25 protein-coding genes and 1 pseudogene are annotated in these 21,521 nt (G+C 40.2%); 18 read left to right on the forward strand and 8 right to left on the reverse strand.

Features of this window, described 5'->3' with window-relative positions; genetic code table 11:
* Positions 1–40: 40 nt before the first annotated feature.
* On the reverse strand, positions 41–1,366 hold the full coding sequence (locus NSS80_RS08625; RefSeq protein WP_041117458.1) for a S8 family peptidase: 1,326 nt from the start codon (positions 1,364–1,366) through the stop codon (positions 41–43).
* A 584-nt stretch (positions 1,367–1,950) separates the two neighbouring features.
* On the opposite strand from NSS80_RS08625, the gene NSS80_RS08630 reads away from it, so the two are divergent.
* Together NSS80_RS08630 and NSS80_RS08635 are read left to right on the forward strand one after the other, a co-directional pair.
* The gene (locus tag NSS80_RS08630) at positions 1,951–2,685 is read left to right on the forward strand and encodes a poly-gamma-glutamate hydrolase family protein (protein ID WP_024427035.1); all 735 of its coding nucleotides are present in this window, start codon (positions 1,951–1,953) and stop codon (positions 2,683–2,685) included.
* Between the two features lie 76 nt (positions 2,686–2,761).
* Positions 2,762–3,211, forward strand: coding sequence for an OsmC family protein (locus NSS80_RS08635; protein WP_034281924.1), 450 nt, complete (start codon positions 2,762–2,764; stop codon positions 3,209–3,211).
* Positions 3,212–3,258: 47 nt separating this feature from the next.
* Here NSS80_RS08635 and NSS80_RS08640 read toward each other — a convergent pair whose 3' ends face one another.
* From NSS80_RS08640 to NSS80_RS08655, 4 genes are all read right to left on the reverse strand, one after another.
* Entirely contained in the window at positions 3,259–3,627 is a 369-nt protein-coding gene (locus tag NSS80_RS08640; protein WP_034281925.1) for a multidrug efflux SMR transporter, read from the reverse strand.
* A gap of 15 nt (positions 3,628–3,642) precedes the next feature.
* Entirely contained in the window at positions 3,643–3,960 is a 318-nt protein-coding gene (locus NSS80_RS08645) for a multidrug efflux SMR transporter (protein ID WP_211042656.1), read from the reverse strand.
* Between the two features lie 2 nt (positions 3,961–3,962).
* A complete protein-coding gene (locus NSS80_RS08650; protein WP_041117462.1) occupies positions 3,963–4,505 on the reverse strand; it encodes a TetR/AcrR family transcriptional regulator in 543 nt (180 codons plus the stop codon).
* 112 nt (positions 4,506–4,617) lie between these two features.
* Complete coding sequence (locus NSS80_RS08655) at positions 4,618–4,878, reverse strand: hypothetical protein (protein ID WP_041117464.1); 261 nt, start codon at positions 4,876–4,878, stop codon at positions 4,618–4,620.
* A 104-nt stretch (positions 4,879–4,982) separates the two neighbouring features.
* Between NSS80_RS08655 and NSS80_RS08660 the strand changes: the two genes are divergently transcribed.
* From NSS80_RS08660 to NSS80_RS08700, 9 genes are all read left to right on the forward strand, one after another.
* Positions 4,983–5,384 (forward strand): YmaF family protein, encoded by a 402-nt coding sequence (locus NSS80_RS08660; RefSeq protein ID WP_034281930.1) that lies wholly within the window; start codon positions 4,983–4,985, stop codon positions 5,382–5,384.
* 70 nt (positions 5,385–5,454) lie between these two features.
* Positions 5,455–6,411 carry a tRNA (adenosine(37)-N6)-dimethylallyltransferase MiaA gene (miaA, locus tag NSS80_RS08665; RefSeq protein ID WP_101677167.1) on the forward strand — a complete coding sequence of 319 codons (957 nt, stop codon included), beginning with the start codon at positions 5,455–5,457 and terminating at the stop codon, positions 6,409–6,411.
* Positions 6,412–6,436: 25 nt separating this feature from the next.
* Positions 6,437–6,658, forward strand: a complete 222-nt coding sequence (gene hfq, locus NSS80_RS08670) for an RNA chaperone Hfq (protein ID WP_024424088.1) — start codon at positions 6,437–6,439, stop codon at positions 6,656–6,658.
* A 162-nt stretch (positions 6,659–6,820) separates the two neighbouring features.
* The gene (locus NSS80_RS08675; RefSeq protein ID WP_101677166.1) at positions 6,821–7,141 is read left to right on the forward strand and encodes a YmzC family protein; all 321 of its coding nucleotides are present in this window, start codon (positions 6,821–6,823) and stop codon (positions 7,139–7,141) included.
* 79 nt (positions 7,142–7,220) lie between these two features.
* The gene (locus NSS80_RS08680) at positions 7,221–7,433 is read left to right on the forward strand and encodes a hypothetical protein (protein WP_003212415.1); all 213 of its coding nucleotides are present in this window, start codon (positions 7,221–7,223) and stop codon (positions 7,431–7,433) included.
* A 264-nt stretch (positions 7,434–7,697) separates the two neighbouring features.
* Positions 7,698–8,090: a class Ib ribonucleoside-diphosphate reductase assembly flavoprotein NrdI gene (gene nrdI, locus NSS80_RS08685; RefSeq protein ID WP_008360380.1), complete on the forward strand. Its 393-nt coding sequence runs from the start codon at positions 7,698–7,700 to the stop codon at positions 8,088–8,090.
* Positions 8,050–10,152, forward strand: coding sequence for a class 1b ribonucleoside-diphosphate reductase subunit alpha (gene nrdE / locus NSS80_RS08690; RefSeq protein ID WP_024424086.1), 2,103 nt, complete (start codon positions 8,050–8,052; stop codon positions 10,150–10,152). Before nrdI ends, nrdE begins: the two co-directional genes overlap by 41 nt.
* 17 nt (positions 10,153–10,169) lie before the next feature.
* Entirely contained in the window at positions 10,170–11,150 is a 981-nt protein-coding gene (gene nrdF / locus NSS80_RS08695) for a class 1b ribonucleoside-diphosphate reductase subunit beta (RefSeq protein ID WP_024424085.1), read from the forward strand.
* 84 nt (positions 11,151–11,234) lie between these two features.
* Positions 11,235–11,852, forward strand: a complete 618-nt coding sequence (locus NSS80_RS08700) for a hypothetical protein (protein ID WP_024424084.1) — start codon at positions 11,235–11,237, stop codon at positions 11,850–11,852.
* Between the two features lie 67 nt (positions 11,853–11,919).
* On the opposite strand, the gene NSS80_RS08705 is transcribed toward NSS80_RS08700, so the two are convergent.
* Positions 11,920–12,678 carry an N-acetylmuramoyl-L-alanine amidase gene (locus tag NSS80_RS08705; protein ID WP_176967420.1) on the reverse strand — a complete coding sequence of 253 codons (759 nt, stop codon included), beginning with the start codon at positions 12,676–12,678 and terminating at the stop codon, positions 11,920–11,922.
* Between the two features lie 320 nt (positions 12,679–12,998).
* Here NSS80_RS08705 and spoVK point away from each other — a divergent pair, with 320 nt between their 5' ends.
* The 5 genes from spoVK to glnA all read left to right on the forward strand — a co-directional run bounded on the left by spoVK (position 12,999) and on the right by glnA (position 18,535).
* Positions 12,999–13,958 (forward strand): stage V sporulation protein K, encoded by a 960-nt coding sequence (gene spoVK, locus NSS80_RS08710; protein WP_048239875.1) that lies wholly within the window; start codon positions 12,999–13,001, stop codon positions 13,956–13,958.
* A gap of 121 nt (positions 13,959–14,079) precedes the next feature.
* A complete protein-coding gene (gene hflX / locus NSS80_RS08715; RefSeq protein ID WP_317222033.1) occupies positions 14,080–15,351 on the forward strand; it encodes a GTPase HflX in 1,272 nt (423 codons plus the stop codon).
* Positions 15,352–15,357: 6 nt separating this feature from the next.
* A complete protein-coding gene (locus tag NSS80_RS08720; RefSeq protein ID WP_034281939.1) occupies positions 15,358–16,638 on the forward strand; it encodes an aminotransferase class I/II-fold pyridoxal phosphate-dependent enzyme in 1,281 nt (426 codons plus the stop codon).
* A gap of 91 nt (positions 16,639–16,729) precedes the next feature.
* Positions 16,730–17,140: a MerR family transcriptional regulator gene (locus NSS80_RS08725; RefSeq protein ID WP_267586338.1), complete on the forward strand. Its 411-nt coding sequence runs from the start codon at positions 16,730–16,732 to the stop codon at positions 17,138–17,140.
* A gap of 60 nt (positions 17,141–17,200) precedes the next feature.
* Positions 17,201–18,535, forward strand: coding sequence for a type I glutamate--ammonia ligase (gene glnA / locus NSS80_RS08730; protein WP_024427046.1), 1,335 nt, complete (start codon positions 17,201–17,203; stop codon positions 18,533–18,535).
* Between the two features lie 346 nt (positions 18,536–18,881).
* On the opposite strand, the gene NSS80_RS08735 is transcribed toward glnA, so the two are convergent.
* Positions 18,882–19,379, reverse strand: coding sequence for a GNAT family N-acetyltransferase (locus NSS80_RS08735; RefSeq protein WP_252050451.1), 498 nt, complete (start codon positions 19,377–19,379; stop codon positions 18,882–18,884).
* Positions 19,380–19,576: 197 nt separating this feature from the next.
* On the opposite strand from NSS80_RS08735, the pseudogene NSS80_RS08740 reads away from it, so the two are divergent.
* A pseudogene (locus NSS80_RS08740) lies at positions 19,577–19,675 on the forward strand (hypothetical protein); the annotation flags it as partial.
* A gap of 36 nt (positions 19,676–19,711) precedes the next feature.
* Here the strand turns inward: NSS80_RS08740 and NSS80_RS08745 are convergent.
* Positions 19,712–19,957: a hypothetical protein gene (locus tag NSS80_RS08745; RefSeq protein WP_241770687.1), complete on the reverse strand. Its 246-nt coding sequence runs from the start codon at positions 19,955–19,957 to the stop codon at positions 19,712–19,714.
* 211 nt (positions 19,958–20,168) lie between these two features.
* On the opposite strand from NSS80_RS08745, the gene NSS80_RS08750 reads away from it, so the two are divergent.
* Positions 20,169–21,008, forward strand: a complete 840-nt coding sequence (locus tag NSS80_RS08750; protein ID WP_252050452.1) for an SMI1/KNR4 family protein — start codon at positions 20,169–20,171, stop codon at positions 21,006–21,008.
* Positions 21,009–21,521: the final 513 nt, after the last annotated feature.

The raw sequence follows: 21,521 nt of genomic DNA on the forward strand, positions 1-21,521 counted from the left end.
AACAACACCCTTTACGCATAAACGTAAAGGGCTTTTTTCTTTATTCTTTGATTGCTTTTTCTGCGTCAATTGCACCTGCTCCATAAATCATCGGGTCATCCCCAGACCACTTGCCAGTATTTTCTTTTAACAGGGTTTTGACTTCATCTGGCGTTAAATCTGGTGAATGCTCTAATAGTAGAGCGCAAATACCAGCACAAATCGGTGTTGCCATCGATGTGCCAGATAACGTTGTATAATCCTCATCGACTCTGCTTGATTTATCGAGTTTATCTAGAAAGGATCTTGGTGATCTGAGAGAAACGATGTTTACGCCTGGTGCGAGGATATCAGGCTTTGCTTCCCCATAAACAGTTGGCCCTCTGCTGGAAAACGGTGCCACGACATCGTCACTTGATTCTGGTGTATTCCTGTCATCGTAGGCTCCGACCGTAATGACTTTTTGGCTGACAGCAGGGCTTGCAATTGTCTGGCTGTTAGGACCAGAGTTTCCTGCAGCGACGCATACAACAATGCCTTGATCCCAAGCCGCATTGACAGCACGCACCATTGGATCGTCCTGTTCGTCATCATAACGCTGCGCAGCTCCGCCCAGCGACATACTGATAATATGAATCGGATCATCAGGGTGGTCTTCGTTGAACTGTATGCACCATTCAACACCTTCTATAATAGTAGAAAGTGATCCAGCCCCTTGTTTATTTAACACTTTCACGCCAATCAGATTTGCTTTTGGGGCAGGTCCTTTGTATAAGCCATCTGAAGCGGCTCCATCTCCCGCGACATCTCCCGCGCAGTGAGTACCGTGGCCATTATCATCATAAGGCTTTGTTTTTTGTTTGACGAAATCCACAAAATCTCGAATTCTTCCATCTAAATCTTCATGCGGATAAATTCCTGTGTCAATGACAGCGACCGTAATTCCTTCTCCGGTTAAAGTTGTCCTGTTTCGGATGACTTCTTCAGCATGGCTTGCTTGTGTGGCTACATCCAGCAGCGCATGAACTTTCCGGTCTAAATAAATTTTACGAATATGCTCCCCATTTGCTAATAGCTCCTCTAAAGCAGCAGGCGTTAGATCAGCAGCGCAGCAGTCGATATGGGAAAAATGCCGTTTTATATTTGTTTTTCTGCTTTTTTTCATGAGCTGTTTTGTGCTTTGAATCCCTGCTTCGGCTGCATCTTCCTTAAATTCAATAATCACACGAAGCTTCTTTTTCTTCTTCAGCCTGCCTTCGAAAAAACGATGAAGAAAGCATGGCGTCCATTTAAAAGGTTTATAAAGGTGAAGAACGGTCTCTCTTAAAGGCTGATCTAGTTTACTAGCATGTGTTCTGACCATTTGCACCATAGAAAATCCAAACATGTGATGCCCTCCATTCCAGCTATCCATTCTCGTACACTCTTACGTTATGAGAATGAGAACTGCTTGGTTCGGATTCTTGTCCCTCCTTTTCTTTATATTGGCGGCTTGCTTATGTCTTTCAAAAAAGAAAAGCGCTTACATTTTGTAAAATAATAGAAAAAGGTGGAAATCATATAGAATCTGCCGATGATAGGTGGGAGAGTTCTTCTGAGAGAACCAGTGAAACAAAGGATTTTGCAGAAAAAGGAGGGCTGTGGACAGGGTCAATGCTCATATAAATGTGATGCGTGACAGATGGAAAACATCAAATCCTTATCAAAAAAAGCCGAATTAAAGAAAACAGACTGGATAGGACTAGGTCATATTAAACATAACGTCATTTGTTTGTCATACTATTCTAACTCTGTTTTCAAAGAGGAGAGGCGTTTCTGTGTATATAAATGCAATTATCTTATTTTTGAGGAATCTCATGATCTAGAGTGTTATGATCAAACGTGAAGAGAAAATGTGGAAAAAATGATAAGAAATGATGATTCAATATAAATCATAGAAACGGCTTAGAAATCTGTTAAAGGAGAACGGGAATGAAGAAGTTTTTTGCTTTGCTTCTCCTGCTTGCGATCGGATGGGGCGTTTATTATACCATGCAAGCACAGGAACATGATGAGCCAGTGTCATCAGGTGGGGAAGACGAAAGCGGTTCAAATGATATTTATCGAAATTTTAAAGAACTTGAAGAAAACGAATCAACGAGCAGCTATAACATTACAGCCAACCCAGTGCCCGGCAGCCGCCTTCTTGTGATGTCACCTCATGGCGGGAGGATCGAAGGCGGCGTGAGCGAGATCGTCCATTTTTTTGACAACGATTTTTCGACGTATTTATTTGAAGGTCTAAGAGAGAATGCATCAGAACTTCATATTACAAGTACAAACTTTGATGAGCCAATCGGCGTCGCGCAGGCAAAAGCACATGATTACATTTTAGCAGTGCATGGATACAAAGGCGAGGAAGGAATTGACCATACTCTCGTCGGTGGAACAGATTACGATCGTGCAGAGAAAATTGTCAACTCATTAGAGCGGAACGGGTTTTCTGCTGAACTAGCTGTCGCACACGCAACCCTGAGCGGGACAAGCAATCATAATATTAATAATCTTACAAAAACAGGGCAGAGTGTGCAGCTTGAGATTAGTAGAAGTCAGCGTGAAGCTTTATTTGACAGTTTCGATTTTCGGAGGCGGTCAAGTACAAAAAACGAAACATTCTATCGTTATGTCAGGGCGATTCGGACAGTGCTGGATGAAGAATATACATAAGGGCCGTGCACATGCTAAGACAAGCAGGGGAATTCTTGTTACACTATGAACAGTGATAACAAAAGGAGAGACGGATATGGCGCGTCATCATTTTCATCTTCAGGCAAGCTGGCCTGGTCTGCGTAACGATGTGGGTACAATCGCATGTGAACAATTAAAAACAAAGATTTCGATTCCAAAGGAAATGGACGGTCCTGGTGTTGGAACCAATCCAGATGAGATGCTCTTAGGTGCAGCGGCTACGTGTTATATCATTACACTTGCAGCCATGATGGAGCGGAGTCAATTAGAGAAAGAGGATCTATCGATGAGCTCTGAAGCCGTCGTAGATGTGACAAATGGTGTGTTTACTTATGAGGAAATTATTCATCGACCTGTCATCACCCTTAAAGAGTCCGCTTCTGCACATGAAATTGAGCTTGCTCGTAAGCTTGCGCATAAAGCCGAAAGCTCATGTATGATCTCAAGAGCTGTTCAGGGGAATGTGAACATTTCTTTAGAAGAAACCATTCAAGTCGGCCGTTAAAAACAAAAAAGTCATTTTCTCTTGAAATATGGAGAAAATGACTTTTTTTATGACGTCCATTCGGTTTGATCGAGTTGTGCTTTGGTTTCGTTCTGTTGCTTCTTGGACTGATTTAAGACAATCACGCCGCAGATGACAAGTGCAAGGCCGATGAAGCCTTTCGTGCTGATGGTTTCGTTAAACAGCACAAGTCCTACAAGAGCGGTAAGGGCTGTTCCAACGCCAGACCAGGTTGCATAGGCAGACGAAAGCTCAATGGTTTTTAGTGCCAAACTGAGGAAAGTAAAGGCGCAGCCAAATCCGATCAGTACCCCGATACTCGGCAGCAGCTGCGTAAAGCCTTGTGAAAGCTTCAGCATTGTACTGCCAAAAACCTCCGTTAAAATGGCTCCTGTTAAGTAGAGCATTCCTTTCATGATCTCTCACATCCTTTATGACATATTCAATAGTACGACCCCTGAGACAAGCATCGCCATGCCAATGACTGCTTTTTTGTTCAAGGTTTCTTTGAAAAAGAGCACGCCAAAAATAGCCGTGAGGACCGTACCAACCCCAGACCATGTTGCATAAGACATGCTAAGTGGAATGATGTTCAGCGTCAATGACAGCATATAAAAAGCAAGTGTATAGCCAGCCACAACGGCAGCGCTAGGCTTCCAGCGCGTAAAGCCATTTGATAATTTTAACATCACGGCGCCAATGGCTTCTGAAAAAATGGCAACAGCCAAAAAAAGATATCCGAGGATCATGATCATCCCTCCTCTAATAGGTGTAAAATCCGATGAAGTAAAAGGGTTTTTTCCTCTCTTTTCAGCGGTTCAAGCTGAAACATTTCTGAAAACCATATCCCATCACATGCAAGGCGGATCAGCTGACTCAGTGCAGGATCGCTTATTTCCTCAGCTGCTTTTTCTTTGAACTCCGCATAAAAATCACGCCAAGGTTGCAGCAGCGCATCATCAAATGACATCGTAGCCAGCATACTTGTACATAGCTGGGTCGTATGCTGCATATCTAAATCATGTAATGTGGCCAATATATATGCGCGTACATAAGGCGCTTTTTCGTGTTTGTATGTTTCTTGATACGTCTCGAGCTGCTGACGAAAACAAAGAATCGCATGCTCATTCATTTTTTGGATGAGCTCTTCCTTGCTTGAAAAATGATAAAGCAGACCAGCTTTGGTCATATTTGCATGCTCTGCCACCTGCTGAAGGGTGAGTTGGCTGACTCCTTCTTTTAGAATTGTGCTGGCAGCCGCGTCAAAAATTTGCTCTTTTTTGGTTTTAGACATAAAAAAAACACCTACTTTACTGAACAGTCGGTAAAGTAAATGTTAACCCATGAAAAAAGAGTGTGTCAATCGATTCATTTTATGAACGGATGTTTTCACTTAAACGTCATATTTAATACCAAGGGTATGGTCCATATGGCGGGAATGGCGGATAAGGATATCCAAACCCTGGAGCAAGCAAAGATCCAGCAAGCAGACCGCCAGCAAAACCACCTAAAAATGGAGGTCCAAAGAAAGGTCTTCCAAAGCCAAAGCCTGGGCGGCCAAATCCAAAACCGGGTCTCCCAAATCCAAAACCAGGTCGGCCAAACCCAAATCCAAAAGGTCTTCTCATGTCTTCTTGAATAAACGGAGGTGCGTCAAAATAATTCATAATAAAAGGCTCCTTTCTCATAAAATCACTGTAACTGACATCAGTGTATTCCAGCAGCCTACAGATGTTTGGGTGAACGCCTAATATAAGGAGGAATGTTAGAAATGGGCCTGTATCCATCTGATTGGGCAAAGTGTCCGCCGCATGCTCATGCATATAAAGCACGTACGGATGTAACAGAGGGGCATTATCATTTAATAGAAGGTATTTCTCAGCCTGTGAATGGAAGCAATACCGACCGGCATACTCATTTTTATCGCGGAATCACCTCCTTTGAAAGAGGGCATTTCCACAGGTACTACGGGGTCACAGGGCCTGCAATTCCGAGAGTGGATGGAACACATTATCACGAGATCGAGGAAGTCACCTATTCAGCCTATCTCGATTCTGTACCCATCCCATACGGAGGTGTCGTCTATAGTCCAGATGAGAAGCGGCCAACCCATAAGCATCGTTTAAAAGGAAAAACATATGAGGTGGTTGGAAATGAACCGCTTGGCTGGTGATGGGCAGGATATAGGAGAGTAAGAAAAGTTATGCTATACTGTAGGCAGTTTTGTAAAAGTGAGTGATGTTATGAATAAATCGAAGCAGCCAGTAATCGTGTTAGTAGGGCCGACAGCTGTCGGCAAAACCAAATTGAGCATTGATATAGCCAAAGCATTTAATGGAGAGATTATCAGCGGGGATTCGATGCAGATTTATAAAGGGATGGATATCGGAACAGCTAAAATCACCCCCGAAGAAATGAATGGCATCCCGCACCATTTAATTGATATTAAACAGCCGGACGAATCTTTTTCGACAGCTGAATTTCAGCAGCTGGTTCGTTCGAAGATCAAAGAGATTGCCGCTAGAGGGAAAACGCCAATGATTGTCGGCGGAACAGGCCTCTATATCCAATCTGTTTTATATGATTACACATTTACGGATGAGAAAAGTGATCCTGCTTTTAGAGAAGAAATGACGCTCTTTGAACAGCAGCACGGCGCGCTTTTGCTGCACGAAAAGCTAAAGGCAGTAGATCCTGATGCGGCAAACGCTATTCATCCAAATAACGTCCGCCGCGTGATCCGGGCGCTGGAAGTGATTCATACAACAGGTCAGAAAATGTCTGAGATGCAAAACGGGCATCAAGAAGTTCCTCTTTATGATACAGCCTTCATTGGGCTGAAAATGGATCGAGAGGTTTTGTACGAGCGCATTCATCAAAGAATTGATATGATGATAGATGAGGGCTTAATTGAAGAAGTGAGAGCACTTTATCAATCTGGCTTGAAGGATTGTCAGTCTGTTCAAGCCATTGGTTATAAAGAGCTGTATGCCTATTTTCAAGGTGACTGCTCACTTGATGAAGCCATCCAGCAATTAAAGCAAAATTCCCGTAGATATGCGAAGCGTCAGTTCACGTGGTTCCGTAATAAAATGGCGGTCACTTGGTTTGATATGACACCGCCTTGCCACTTTTCAGACAAAAAAGAGGAAATTTTCGCATATATAGCAGGAAAGCTTGGACTTAAAGCGAAACTGTAGTTATCAGAATCAAGGAGGACGAAACATGAAACCGATTAATATTCAGGAGCAGTTTTTGAATCAGATCCGCAAAGACAATACATTTGTCACAGTATTCTTGCTGAATGGCTTTCAGCTTCGCGGTCAAGTGAAAGGGTTTGACAATTTCACGGTGCTGCTTGAAACAGAAGGGAAGCAGCAGCTTATTTATAAACACGCCATTTCTACATTTGCACCTCAAAAGAATGTAAATCTAGAATTAGAATAGGATATGTTGTATTTAAAATAGCCCCATGCCTCTGCGAATAAACCGGCCGGAACCCGCTACGTTTTTTGTCAGTGCAGAGGGGCTATTTTGTATGCAATGAAACTTTTCTGCCAATTTTCCGTATAATTCCTTATTGGATATTAGAAGGGTGAGGGGATTCATATGGAAAATGCAGAGCTTGAATTAAGAAGGATTAGAGTGATCCTCCTTTTGATTGGAATTGTTGTCTTGTTTGGATCGTGCGCTATCTCAAACATTGAAACGAGACAAGAAAGTTGGAATAACCATTCTCATGAAAATGCAGATGGAGTTTTACCATCATCTGCTGCACTAAAAAATAATCATTTTGCTGTTGTGAAAGATGATCAAGTACATGTGTACCGGTTTGATGAAAAAGAAGGAGAGCTGACTCTCGTTACAACGAAATACATAGATGAATGGGACGAAGAAGAATATGATGATGACCTTGATGAAGAAGAGTAAGCACGTAAATTTACAAATGAATGTGAAGCCGCTACACTATAATCATGCATCAGACATCTAGACAGAAAAGGATGAGTTCATGACACATAAAATTAAAATTAATCATTGGGAACAAACTTGTGAAGACGATTCCTGTTTCGAATATGGAACGAGTGTTTCTGTAAATGGGAAAGAATTAGTGAGAGAAGCTTCAATCGTCTCTGCGCTTGAAGCGGTGCTAAAAGAATTAGGTGTTGAAGTGGAAATTACAGAAGTGTCAGAAGATTTACAGTGCGATGCCTACAAAAAATAAAACAAAAAGTCTAGTCTACTAAGCGATTTTTTTTCGTGTTATGATAGATTTCGGTTTCAGTTGAATAGGGAGTAGAGCAGTCTATTTTTAGATCCTGTTCTGCTCTATTTATTTGAACGTACGAGTTCGGCTATGAAGTTCGGCCGGGTTGGTTGATTTTTTTCGTTTCGAACATCTATATGTTGTGTTTTGAAAAAACATAGTATACTATATATAGTGAATAGCGAAATGATCAACAATACTAAAAACTAGGTCGTGATGGAATTGATTCAAATCGTATTTGATTCAAAAACAGGAAATGTTCAACGCTTTTTGGACAAGACCCCTTTTACAGACAAACGAAAATTGACTGGAGAAGAGTTTTTGGATACGCCGTTTATTCTCGTCACCTTTACGACAGGATTTGGACAAGTCCCTAGTACCACTCAGTCCTTTTTAGAGAAAAATGCTCACCTTTTACTAGGTGTTGCGGTGAGTGGCAACAAAGTGTGGGGAGATAATTTTGCAAAAAGCGCCGATACGATTTCTAAACAATATCAAGTTCCTATTTTGCACACCTTTGAACTAAGCGGAACAAAAAGGGATGTTGAATTGTTTACACAGGAGGTAGAAAGAATTGTCACAAAATCAGGTTCCAAAGTGGATACAATTAAATAACGAGATTATGATTCAAAAAGAAGGAAAGTTTCAGTTCGATAAGGACAAAGAAGCTGTACATAGTTATTTCGTAGATTACATTAATCAAAACACGGTCTTTTTTCACAATCTAGAAGAGAAGATTGATTACTTAATAGAAAACGACTACTATGAGGAAGAATTTTTAAGACAATACAGCATGGCAGATATTAAAGAAGTCTTTGAAGCTGCATATGCCAAAAAATTTAGATTCCCATCATTTATGAGTGCGTTTAAGTTTTACAATGACTATGCACTGAAAACAAATGATAAAAAGAAAATCCTTGAACGCTATGAAGACCGCATTTCAGTTGTAGCACTTTTCTTTGCAGGTGGGGATAAAGAAAAAGCACTTGAGTTTGTAGAACTGATGATCAATCAAGAGTACCAGCCAAGTACACCAACCTTCTTGAACGCTGGACGTAAAAGACGCGGTGAACTTGTGAGCTGCTTCTTGCTTGAAGTAAATGACTCACTAAACGATATTTCAAGAGCGATTGATATTTCCATGCAGCTGTCAAAACTAGGCGGCGGCGTCAGTTTGAACCTGTCAAAACTTCGTGCAAAAGGCGAAGCAATCAAAGATGTCGAAAACGCGACAAAAGGTGTCGTCGGCGTGATGAAGCTTCTTGATAATGCATTCAGATATGCAGATCAAATGGGGCAAAGACAAGGATCAGGCAGTGCCTACTTGAATATTTTCCACAGAGATATCAATGATTTCTTAGATACGAAAAAAATCTCTGCCGATGAAGATGTTCGCGTGAAAACTCTGTCCATCGGAGTCGTCATCCCGGATAAATTTATCGAGCTTGCTAGAGAAGATAAAACAGCTTATACCTTCTATCCGCATACAGTCTATAAAGAATATGGACAGCATCTTGATGAGATGGACATGGAAGAAATGTATGACGAGCTTGTAGAAAACCCGAAAGTCAAAAAAGAAAAAGTCAATCCGAGAAAGCTTCTTGAAAAATTGGCTGTTCTACGCTCAGAATCAGGCTATCCATATATCATGTTCCAAGATAATGTAAACAGAGAGCATGCCTTGAACCATATTTCACGAGTGAAATTCTCAAACCTTTGCTCAGAAGTGCTTCAGGCTTCAGAGGTTTCTTCTTACACGGACTATGATCAAGAAGATGAAATCGGTCTTGATATTTCTTGTAACCTTGGTTCATTAAATATCATGAATGTCATGAAAAACAAATCGATTGAAAAAACGGTTAAGCTTGCAACAGACTCACTAACGCTTGTGTCTGAAACAACAGACATTCGCAATGCACCAGCTGTTCGAAAAGCGAACAAAGCGATGAAGTCAATCGGACTCGGTGCGATGAATCTTCACGGGTATTTAGCTCAAAACCAAATTGCCTATGAAAGTGAAGAAGCAAGAGATTTCGCAAATACGTTCTTTATGATGGTGAACTATTATTCGATTAAACGCTCAAGTGAGCTTGCGAAAGAAAAAGGAGAAACATTCCATCGTTATGAAGGCTCTGGCTATGCAACTGGTGAGTACTTCAATAAATACGTGGAGAATGATTTCACACCAAAAACAGAAAAAGCAGCAGCGCTATTTGAAGGTATGCACATTCCAACAAAAGAAGACTGGGCCGCACTCAAAGAATTTGTAGCGGAACATGGCATGTATCACAGCTATCGTTTATGTATTGCACCAACAGGTTCCATTTCTTATGTTCAATCGGCAACAGCCTCTGTGATGCCAATTATGGAACGTATCGAAGAAAGAACATACGGCAACAGCAAAACCTATTACCCAATGCCAGGTCTTTCAGCACAAAACTGGTTCTTCTATAAAGAAGCGTACGATATGGACATGTTTAAAGTGGTCGATATGATCGCAACGATTCAGCAGCACGTCGATCAAGGAATCAGCTTTACACTATTCTTAAAAGATACGATGACAACGCGTGATTTAAACCGCATCGATCTTTATGCACACCATAAAGGCATTAAGACACTTTATTATGCAAGAACGAAGGATACAGGGCAGGAAGGCTGTCTTTCTTGTGTTGTTTGATTAAAGGAGAGTTTAACGTGACAAAAATTTATGATGCAGCCAACTGGTCAAAACACGAAGACGATTTTACACAAATGTTTTACAACCAAAATGTGAAGCAGTTCTGGCTTCCAGAAGAGATTTCCTTAAACGGAGATCTCTTAACATGGAAATATTTAGGTGAAAAAGAGCGAGATACGTACATGAAGGTACTTGCTGGACTGACTTTACTTGATACAGAACAAGGAAATACAGGGATGCCGATTGTTGCTGAACATGTGGACGGCCATCAGCGTAAAGCTGTACTCAACTTTATGGCAATGATGGAAAATGCGGTGCATGCGAAATCATACTCCAATATCTTCATGACACTTGCACCAACTGAAACGATCAGTGAAGTGTTTGAATGGGTCAAGAAGAATAAATTCCTGCAAAAGAAAGCAGATATGATTGTCAGTTTATACCGTTCGATTCAAAAGGACGATCCTATTTCTCTCTTTAAAGCAATGGTTGCTTCTGTTTATTTAGAAAGCTTCCTATTTTATAGTGGTTTTTACTACCCGCTTTATTTCTATGGACAAGGAAAGCTCATGCAAAGTGGTGAAATCATCAACTTAATTTTGCGTGATGAAGCGATTCATGGTGTGTACGTTGGATTATTAGCACAAGAAATTTACAACAAACAAACACCTGACGTGCAAAAAGAGCTGTATGATTTCTCTATTGACCTTTTAAACGAGCTTTATGAAAATGAACTTCATTACACTGAAGATATTTATGACCAAGTCAATTTATCGCATGATGTGAAAAAGTTCATTCGTTACAATGCCAATAAAGCGTTAATGAACCTTGGATTTGCCCCTTACTTTGAAGAAGAAGAGATCAACCCTATTGTATTGAATGGACTCAATACAAAAACAAAGTCGCATGACTTCTTCTCAATGAAAGGGAACGGCTACAAAAAAGCAACAGTTGAGCCGTTAAAAGATGACGACTTCTTCTTTGGAGATGAATCATAAGGAAAGCGTAAAAGTCAAAACGCATCACTCGTTTTGGCTTTTTGCCATTTCTAACAATGTGTTACATACTGGAGGTTACCGAACATGGGAAAAATGGACGAAATCATTTTAGTTGCACCACGCGCACGCGTGTTCCAAAACGAAACACTTGCGTTTAATGGTGTGAACAGTGAAGAGAAAACAATCAGCACAATAATGAAAGAAATCGAAGAGCACTTCGAGCAAATGCGAAGAGGCGATGCAGAAGAAAATCCTGACTTCAAGCAGCCGATTCCTTATGTTGTGATTAAGCGTGAGGACGAAGTGTATGTATACGAAAGACTTCAAGGCGGGGGAGAGACTCGCTTACATCATAAGTTATCTCTTGGCTTTGGGGGGCATATGAATTTCATCGAAGGAAAAAACTTTGCTGAGATTCTAAAAGAAAATACAGATCGTGAGCTGGACGAAGAACTTTCTATTCAAGAAGAAGACAAACTTGAAATGAAAACCCTTGGATTAATCAATGACGATGACAACAGTGTCGGCCGTGTGCACATCGGACTGTTATCAGCGCTTGAGCTATCTCCGGGTGCTCATGTGGAAGTAAAAGAAACAGATCAAATCTCAGGAAAATGGATGAAAGCAGCCGATTTGAAAAAGCCTGAATACTTCGACCGTCTTGAAACATGGTCTCAATTTGTTGTCAACATCCTAGCGTAAATGAATACACAACAAACCGGCTCAGCAGAAGACTTGAGCCGGTTTGTTTCGTTACAACAGCTACAGCTTATTGGAAAACGAATGCGTCGTGACCGGCCTGCTTCAATCTTGCGACGAGGTCATCTGCATTTTGTTTTGTACGGAAAGCGCCGGCCTGTACTCGGAACATGCCGCCGTCTAATACAACAAACGCGTCAAAGCCTTTGGATTTAAGTGTTGCTGCTAATTCATCTGCATTGGCTTTCACTTTGAAAGCTCCTGCCTGCACTTTATAAAGATTACTTGCTTTTTTTTTCAATTGAAAGGCTTCTTCTAGACCAGTCGCATGAGCGCGAGCGATGCCTTGAAGGAAGGTTGCGTTGCGGAGCTTATTAGCATCAGCTGCCGTATCAATAAAACCATTCTCTGTTAAAATAGCGGGCATAGAAGTTTCTCGAAGAACGTGGAAGTTCGCAGTTTTCTTGCCGCGGTTCGCAAAATCAACCGAGCGGACAATTTCATCATGAAGGGCATTGCGATACGTGGTGGTCGGTGCTGAAACGCCAGGATACACATAGCTTTCAAACCCTGTGCCCCCGCCAGCATTAATATGAATAGACACGAAATAGTCTGCCCCCCAGCTGTTTGCCGCATTCGTACGCTGGGACAAAGTGACGGATTGGTCAGTTGAACGACTTAAGCGGACAGAAACCCCATCATATTCACTAATCAACATGTCTCTCAATAAAAGCGCGATTTGAAGTGTTATATTTTTCTCCAAAAGTCCATTAGCACTAGCTCCAGAATCTGTTCCTCCGTGGCCAGGATCAATAAAAATTTTCACCATCTATTCATCACCTCGTCTTTATTTTATGAGAAAATAGAAGAATTGCCTGTACAAAATGCGGAAATCATTGAGACTCTTTTCTGCATCATTTGTGATCAAAAAGCTACATTTTTCTAAGAAAAAGCAAATTGTTGGTTTGTCCGCCCAAACGGGGTGAATACAATGGAAATAGCACATCATTTCCTGGGAAACCGCAGAAATCCCTACAATATTCGGTATCTCGGGTCATTTTGACAGCAAACTTGGGCTTAAGCGGGCGATTGTCACGATTACAGCTCCACCCGAATAGAATAAAGAGAGAAGAGCGAGAGGTGAATACGTTGGAGCGAGCTGTCACATATAAAAACAACGGCCAAATCAATATTATACTTAACGGACAAAAGCAAGTATTGGTTGATGCAGACTCAGAGGCAGAATACCTGGAAGCCTTGCAGAAAAATGAGGCAAAACACAGCATCTTACGGGAAATAGAGCGTGAAATGAACAGCCTTGTCGGTATGGATGAAATGAAACGAAACATAAAAGAGATTTATGCTTGGATTTTTGTTAATCAAAAACGGCAGGAACAAGGGTTAAAGGTAGGAAAACAAGCGCTTCATATGATGTTCAAAGGAAATCCTGGAACAGGAAAAACCACAGTTGCAAGACTTGTCGGGAAACTTTTCTTTGAAATGAATGTGCTCTCAAAGGGTCACTTAATTGAAGCAGAACGCGGTGATCTTGTTGGAGAGTACATTGGTCATACAGCGCAAAAAACAAGGGATTTAATTAAAAAATCATTAGGTGGTATTTTGTTCATTGACGAAGCCTATTCTCTTGCACGCGGAGGAGAAAAGGATTTTGGAAAAGAGGCGATTGATACCCTTGTAAAACATATGGAGGACAAACAGCACGAATTCATTCTCATTCTTGCTGGCTACTCCAAGGAAATGGAGCATTTTCTTTCTTTAAACCCCGGCCTGCAATCAAGATTTCCAATCAATATCAGCTTTCCTGATTATACAGTCGATCAGCTCATGGATATTGCAAAACGAATGATGGCGGACAGAGAATATGTATTTACACAAGAAGCTGAATGGAAGCTGCGGGATTATTTAATGCACATTAAAAGTACCACAAGCCCGGCAAAATTCAGCAACGGCCGGTTTGTGCGAAACACCATTGAAAAAGCCATACGAACCCAGGCGATGAGACTGCTTCTTGTGGATCATTATGATAAAAAAGATCTGCTGACCATTAAAAGTCACGATCTTCAAATGAAAGAGGATACGCCTTCTTGAAATGGCGTATCCTTTTTATAAAGAGTCACTAAAATAAACCATCCGAATAGTGGTATACGTGTGATGTGTTTGGTATGATGGTACTACTGAAAACTTAAGTACAGAAAGGAAACAACTAACGTTGAATGAACATGAAATGACTGAAAAAGCGATCCTTGTCGGCTGCCAATTGCCGCATGTAACGGATGAACGCTTTCAATACTCAATGGAAGAATTAGCTTCCTTAACCAAAACGGCTGGCGGTGAAGCTGTCAGCGTGATGACGCAGAAGAGAAATAGACAAGACAGTGCAACGTATATCGGTAAAGGGAAAGTAGAAGAACTTGAAGTGCTTTGCGAGGAACTCGAATGTGATGTCGTTATTTTTAATGACGAGCTTTCTCCAAGCCAGCTAAAAGCTTTGGCGACTGCTTTAGATGTGAAAATTATTGATCGTACGCAATTGATTTTAGATATCTTTGCAAAAAGAGCCCGTACAAGAGAGGGGAAGCTGCAAATAGAGCTTGCCCAGCTTCAGTATGCCTTGCCGAGACTAAGTGGACAAGGGATCAGCCTCTCAAGACAAGGGGGCGGAATTGGCGCAAGAGGTCCAGGTGAAACAAAACTTGAAACAGACAGACGCCATATTCGAAACCGCATTCACGAAATTAACGGGCAGTTATCTGCAGTCAAAGAACACCGAACAAGATACCGGGAACGCCGGAAGAAAAATGGTGTGTTCCAAATTGCCATCGTCGGGTATACGAATGCCGGAAAATCAACTTTGTTTAACCAGTTAACAGAAGCGGATAGTCATGAAGAGGATCTGCTGTTTGCGACACTTGATCCAATGACACGTAAGATGACATTAGAATCCGGCTACAGTGTGCTGATTTCAGATACAGTTGGCTTTATCCAAGACCTTCCGACCACACTGATTGCCGCATTTCGTTCCACCCTTGAAGAAGTGAAGGAAGCCGATTATTTGCTTCATGTCATCGACTCTTCTAATGAGGATTATGAAGGGCACGAACGAACGGTTCATGAGCTTTTAGAAGAATTAGAAGCCGACCGTATTCCGATGCTGACTGTTTATAACAAGGAAGATCAAATCAGACCAGATTTCATCCCATCTTCAAAGCATCGTCACATCTTAATCAGTGCTAAGCGCAAAGAAGATGTAAAAAGGTTAAAAGCGGATATTATGGCCGAGCTGAAAAAAGCCTTTTTAAAGCCATATCATGTAAAGATTCCAGCGTATGAAGGGAAGCTCATCTCCGCATTAAAATCAGAAACGCTTGTGGAATCACTAGAATTTCAAAAAGAAGCAGAGATATATGACATCACCGGATATAGTGGTGAGGATCAGACCATTTTAGGTCAAATCAAGAAGTATATGTTGGAAAGGAATTAAATCAAGATGTTTCACACATTAAAACACGGCAGTATTTTAGAAAAAGCAGCAGCAGAAACAGAACAAGAGATTTTACACGTGCATCAGCAAATTGATCAAAAGAGCGAACAAAATGAGTGGCGGGTGCTTGAAAGCTATCGAAAGCACAAAGTCAGTGACTCTCACTTTAATCCGACGACTGGATATGGCTACGATGATATGGGGAGAGACACATTAGAAAAGATTTATGCGGATGTCTTCGGCGGAGAAAGCGGGCTTGTGCGTCCGCAGATTATTTCCGGTACACACGCAATTTCCATTGCCTTATTTGGTGTGCTGAGACCTGGCGATGAATTGATCTATATGACGGGAAAACCATACGATACGCTAGAAGAAATTGTCGGGATTCGCGGGAAAGAAGGGACAGGCTCATTAAAAGACTTCCAGATTGACTACAAAGCCATTGATTTACGACAAGATGGATCCGTTGATTATGAGAAAGTTAAAGAGTCGATTTCCTCTAAAACAAAAGTCATCGGCATTCAGCGTTCAAAAGGCTATGCGTCAAGACCATCCTTTACTATAGAAGAAATTGAGCAAATGATTTCATTTGTGAAAGAGATGAATGAAGAAATCATTGTGTTTGTAGATAACTGTTATGGTGAATTTACTGAATTAAAAGAGCCATGTCATGTCGGAGCTGACCTCATGGCCGGTTCACTCATTAAAAACCCAGGCGGAGGCCTTGCCAAAACAGGCGGCTACATCGTTGGAAAAGAAAAATGGGTAGAAGCTTGCTCTTATAGAATGACATCTCCAGGCATCGGCAGTGAAGCGGGTGCATCGCTGTATGCGCTTCAGGAAATGTATCAAGGCTTTTTCTTGGCGCCGCATGTTGTGGCACAAAGCTTAAAAGGCGCAGTATTTACGGCTCGTTTTCTTGAGAAGCTCGGATTCCAAACAAACCCAGCGTGGAATGCGAAAAGAACGGATTTGATTCAATCAGTTGAATTTGGAGATCCTAAAAAAATGATTGCGTTCTGTCAGGCAATCCAGTATGCCTCTCCGATTAACAGTCACGTCACACCACATGCAAGCTATATGCCGGGCTACGAGGATGATGTCATTATGGCAGCGGGCACATTTGTACAAGGAGCCAGTATCGAATTATCAGCCGATGGTCCGATCAGACCGCCTTATACTGCCTATGTTCAAGGCGGACTCACGTATGCCCATGTGAAAAATGCGATTTGCAGTGCTGTCGATGCCTTATTGGAACAAGGTTTTATTGAAGTACCTGCTCAATAAAAAAAACCATGTTAATATTCCTAACATCTTGTTGACACATAATATAACATGACATATAATAAATTTAAGCAAAGAGGAGGAGACAGTTGAGATGAGTGATAACATTCGCCGCTCAATGCCTTTATTCCCAATTGGGATTGTCATGCAGCTAACAGAATTATCTGCAAGACAAATTCGCTATTATGAGGAAAATGGTTTAGTATTTCCAGCAAGAAGTGATGGAAACCGCCGATTATTTTCTTTTCATGATGTTGATAAATTACTAGAAATTAAAAACCTCATCGAACAAGGTGTAAACATGGCAGGAATCAAAAAGCTTTTTGCCAAAGCTGAGGCAGAAAATCCATCGTCTGATACAAAGACGGAGGAAAAAACCACAGCGAAGCACAACTTGACAGATGATGAACTCAGGAAGCTACTGAAGAAGGAACTCATTCAGGCTGGACGTTTCCAACAAGGAACGACCTTTAGGCAGGGGGATATGTCAAGGTTCTTCCGTTAACCAATTAGCAAAAGCATTGCTATACACATTTTACCTTTTGTAGGGGAGGAGTTTTACGAAATGGCAAAGTACACAAGAGAAGATATCGTAAAATTAGTAAATGAGGAAAACGTAAAGTACATCCGTCTGCAATTTACAGACATTCTCGGAACGATTAAAAATGTTGAGATTCCTGTGAGCCAGTTAGAAAAAGCTCTCGATAACAAATGTATGTTTGACGGTTCATCTATTGAAGGATTCGTACGTATCGAAGAATCAGATATGTATCTATACCCAGATCTAAACACATTTGTTATTTTCCCTTGGACAGCAGAAAAAGGTAAAGTTGCACGCTTTATTTGTGACATTTATAAGCCAGACGGGACACCATTTGATGGAGACCCGCGTAACAACTTAAAGCGTATCTTAAAGGAAATGGAAGAACTAGGATTTAGTGATTTCAACCTTGGACCTGAGCCAGAATTCTTCTTATTTAAATTAGATGAAAAAGGCGAGCCAACGCTTGAACTAAACGATAAAGGCGGATACTTTGACCTTGCACCAACAGATCTAGGCGAAAACTGCCGACGCGACATCGTGCTTGAGCTTGAAGAAATGGGCTTTGAAATTGAAGCATCTCACCACGAAGTAGCACCAGGGCAGCACGAAATTGATTTCAAATATGCAGGCGCAATCCGTTCTTGTGACGACATTCAAACGTTTAAACTTGTAGTTAAAACCATTGCGAGAAAGCATGGTCTTCATGCGACATTCATGCCAAAACCATTGTTCGGTGTAAACGGATCTGGAATGCACTGTAACCTATCATTATTCAAAAATGGTAAAAACGCATTCTTTGATGAAAAAGCAGATTTACAATTAAGCGAGACGGCTAGACACTTTATCGCAGGTATCGTCAAGCACGCAACAAGCTTTACCGCAGTCACAAACCCAACGGTTAACTCATACAAGCGTCTTGTACCTGGCTATGAAGCACCTTGCTATGTGGCATGGAGTGCACAAAACCGCAGCCCATTGATCCGTATCCCGGCCTCACGCGGCATCAGCACACGCGTAGAAGTGCGCAGCGTAGACCCATCTGCAAACCCATACCTTGCACTAAGCGTATTACTTGCAGCAGGACTAGACGGAATCAAAAACAAACTAGAAGCACCAGCACCAATCGACAGAAACATCTATGTCATGGACAAAGAAGAGCGTCTTGAAAACGGCATCTCTGACCTTCCTGCAACACTTGCAGAAGCACTCGAGCTGCTGAAATCAAACGAAGTCATGATCAACGCACTAGGCGATCACCTATTCGAGCACTTCATCGAATCAAAAGAAATCGAATGGGATATGTTCCGCACCCAAGTACACCCATGGGAACGCGATCAGTATATGTCTCAGTATTAATAATAAAAACCCCTTGGAGCCATTGGCTTCAGGGGGTTTTGTTTTGGTCAAAAATGAACATAACAATGAATTTGGTCCTAACCAAAATATGAGTTTAGGCTCATGCGAAGCAGAGTGGGTTTTTCGGATCATATTCCGATTTTACTCAATGGTGAATTTTTATTAAATGGTGCGCTTTATCTTAGCGCTATAGCTTTAGGTGGTCTAATTATTGCTGTAATTAAAATAAAGAGCCTCTGTCATTTTTGAGAGGCTCTTTATTTTAACCGTAGTACGTTATAAATTTAAGGGAACCTATACAGCTCTTTTTTATAATGAAATAAAGCGTAATTGTAGATTGAAAACTTCAAGGCATATCTTTTCTTAATTTAAGTAGATTGTACCAAGTGAATCCACCGTGTTGCGAGTGTGATCTTCCATGATTTTTAAAACCAAGTTTTTCATAAAAGGGAATCAATTCTTTCTTACAAGTTAAAGTAATTCCTTCTCTCCTATTTTCTTTAACTAGTTCTTCCATTTTCTCTACTAATAATTTTGCTATCCTTTGGTTTCTAGCTGATTTTGAGACGACCAATCCTAAGATGCTTTGGTATCCACCTTTTGAGGTATTTTCCTTAATTTCTTCAAAAAGATCATCTGTAATATAAGGTTGATTAATAACAGGTCCATTAATATAGCCGACAATATTACCTTCTTTTTCTGCGACAATAAAAGTATCATTTATTAATCGAATCCTCTCAATTATAGCTTCTTTTGTAGCGGCCTCTTCTGTGGAAAAACCCTCATTTTCAATAACTAATAACTCATCTAAATCATCAAGTTGAACATTCCTTAAAATAACCATAATAGTTAGGACTCCTTTATATAATAAAAAATGTTTAAACTATAAAATTCTAGAACCCAAACAATAATTTGTCAAGAAAATCTTATACATTCGTTGTATCCAATAAGCAAACTCTTTCATAATTTTATAAAATAAATCAATTTCACTTTCAGTAAACTGTTACGTAGTAAATTATTTGCCTGTGTGCAAGTGCTCTAATTATCTTAGTCTTTATAGTTGTGAAAATAAATGAATGGTATAAAATGATTTGGCAATTCAGCGTTCCAGACGCAGAGATTTTGAAAGCGGAAGTTGAATGAGAAATAGATAGATTGGAAGAGGATCAAGATCTTCTAATCTATTATCAATTCATTTCCGAATTTAAAAATCCTTCCACCAGCATTTTCACCTAAGGAAGGAATAAGAATTCTTTTTCCATCTTCTCTTATATTTCCAAACTCTTTTTGTTTAAGAGCAGATGGTTTTTCTTCTGCTTCAAGGCCAGCATTTTTAAAAGCTTCAATAATATTGGCTGTCGTGAGCTGTTTTTCATTAGATGCTGCGCTACTGCAAGGCAAGCTGTTAGCATAATGAGACAAGTAAAAATGAATACAAAGAATTTCTTCATCATTGATCCTCCTGATTTTTAGGTGCAAAGGAAATTTTAGATGAAGTACCTTCTTTTTACTATTGTTTCGACAAAAATAGACAGCGTGAATAACTAATTAATTCTTTTATTTTGACTAAATTGTTAAAAATAATCATCTGGATGGTATACTTATGTGCATATTGTACTAGGAGGTATTCACCTTGAAACCATTTTGGGAAATAGACGAGGAAGGTTACTATACGTTAAAAAAGATCAACGAATCAGAAATATCTAAGGCTGAAAAGAAACTTGGAGTCACTTTGCCAGATACATATAAAAAGCTCATATTAGAACAAAATGGTGGTTATATATTTCATAATGCTTTTCCAACCAATCACTCTAATTCATGGGCTGAGGATCACATTCAATTTAATCACTTGCTGGGAATTGCTGAAGATGAAGGAATTATGGATAGTGCCTATTTAATAAAAGAGTGGGAGTTGTCAGAAGGGCTTGTTCTAATTAGCGGGGATGGCCATACTTGGGTAGCGATGGATTATCGAAAAACGAAAAAGAATCCTCCAATTCATTATTTTGATGTTGAGATGGAAGAAGACTTTAAATTAGCAGATTCCTTTGATGAATTCATTCAGGGGCTTTATACAGCTGAGTATACTGTTGATGAGGAAGCAGCAGAGGGTGAATATGAAATTCCTGAAGATCATTTAAGTAAAGAAGAACTTGAAGCTATATTTGAATTGGACGTCCTTGATGAAGGTAATCTGCATAAAATTCAATATTACCCAATGGTTGATTTGAACGAAATTGAATGGTTTTTTAAAAAGATGCAATATCATATTGAAAAAACAAAAGATGAAGATGCGCTTTATCAAGTAGCTGATACGATTCTCTGCATTTTCTTATTAAATCAAAATATGCCGATTAACGAAAAAATTAGTGAGATTCTGGATCAAATTGTTAAATTTTTAGAAAAAAATGATAACCCACTACTAGTGAATCTCGGAGAAAATATTGCGATTGAAACAGAATTTCTATCTTAGTAGAACGATCTTAAGTTGTCCTTTCTAGAGAAATTATCGGAAATGGCTAAAGAAGAAAAAGTGAAAAAGCTGATGAATTTAAATTTTGTATTTTTTTCTATAAATATCTGTTAATTTATGCCGAATTCCACGCCTCTTTTTCCGTTAATAGGATTGTGAAACTTTGAATCTCTATCTATATGTAGGTCTAATTTTAGATGTACGATTAAACCAATCGGCAAATAAAATAAGGGGGCTGAGCTTTTTGTAGTTGAGAACAAATGTTTAATTATCTACTTTGATTTCATTATGATAAGAATATGATTGACCCCTTCATGAACCTGGCTGAAACTCAGTCAGGTCTTTTTTATATCAATTTTAAAACATGAAGGCGGTCATTCTAAAAGAAATAAGTAGGCAGCTCCTCTCTTATAACCAACTCTTTTAATTTCACACCATTCAATTATTATCATATTTGCGGGATACCGAAAATTTCTATTATGAGTAGACTCACTTTACATATGTTGTAAATCA

Origin of the sequence: Bacillus sp. FSL M8-0350 (genome assembly GCF_038593345.1) — a bacterium.
Lineage (GTDB): Bacteria > Bacillota > Bacilli > Bacillales > Bacillaceae > Bacillus > Bacillus safensis.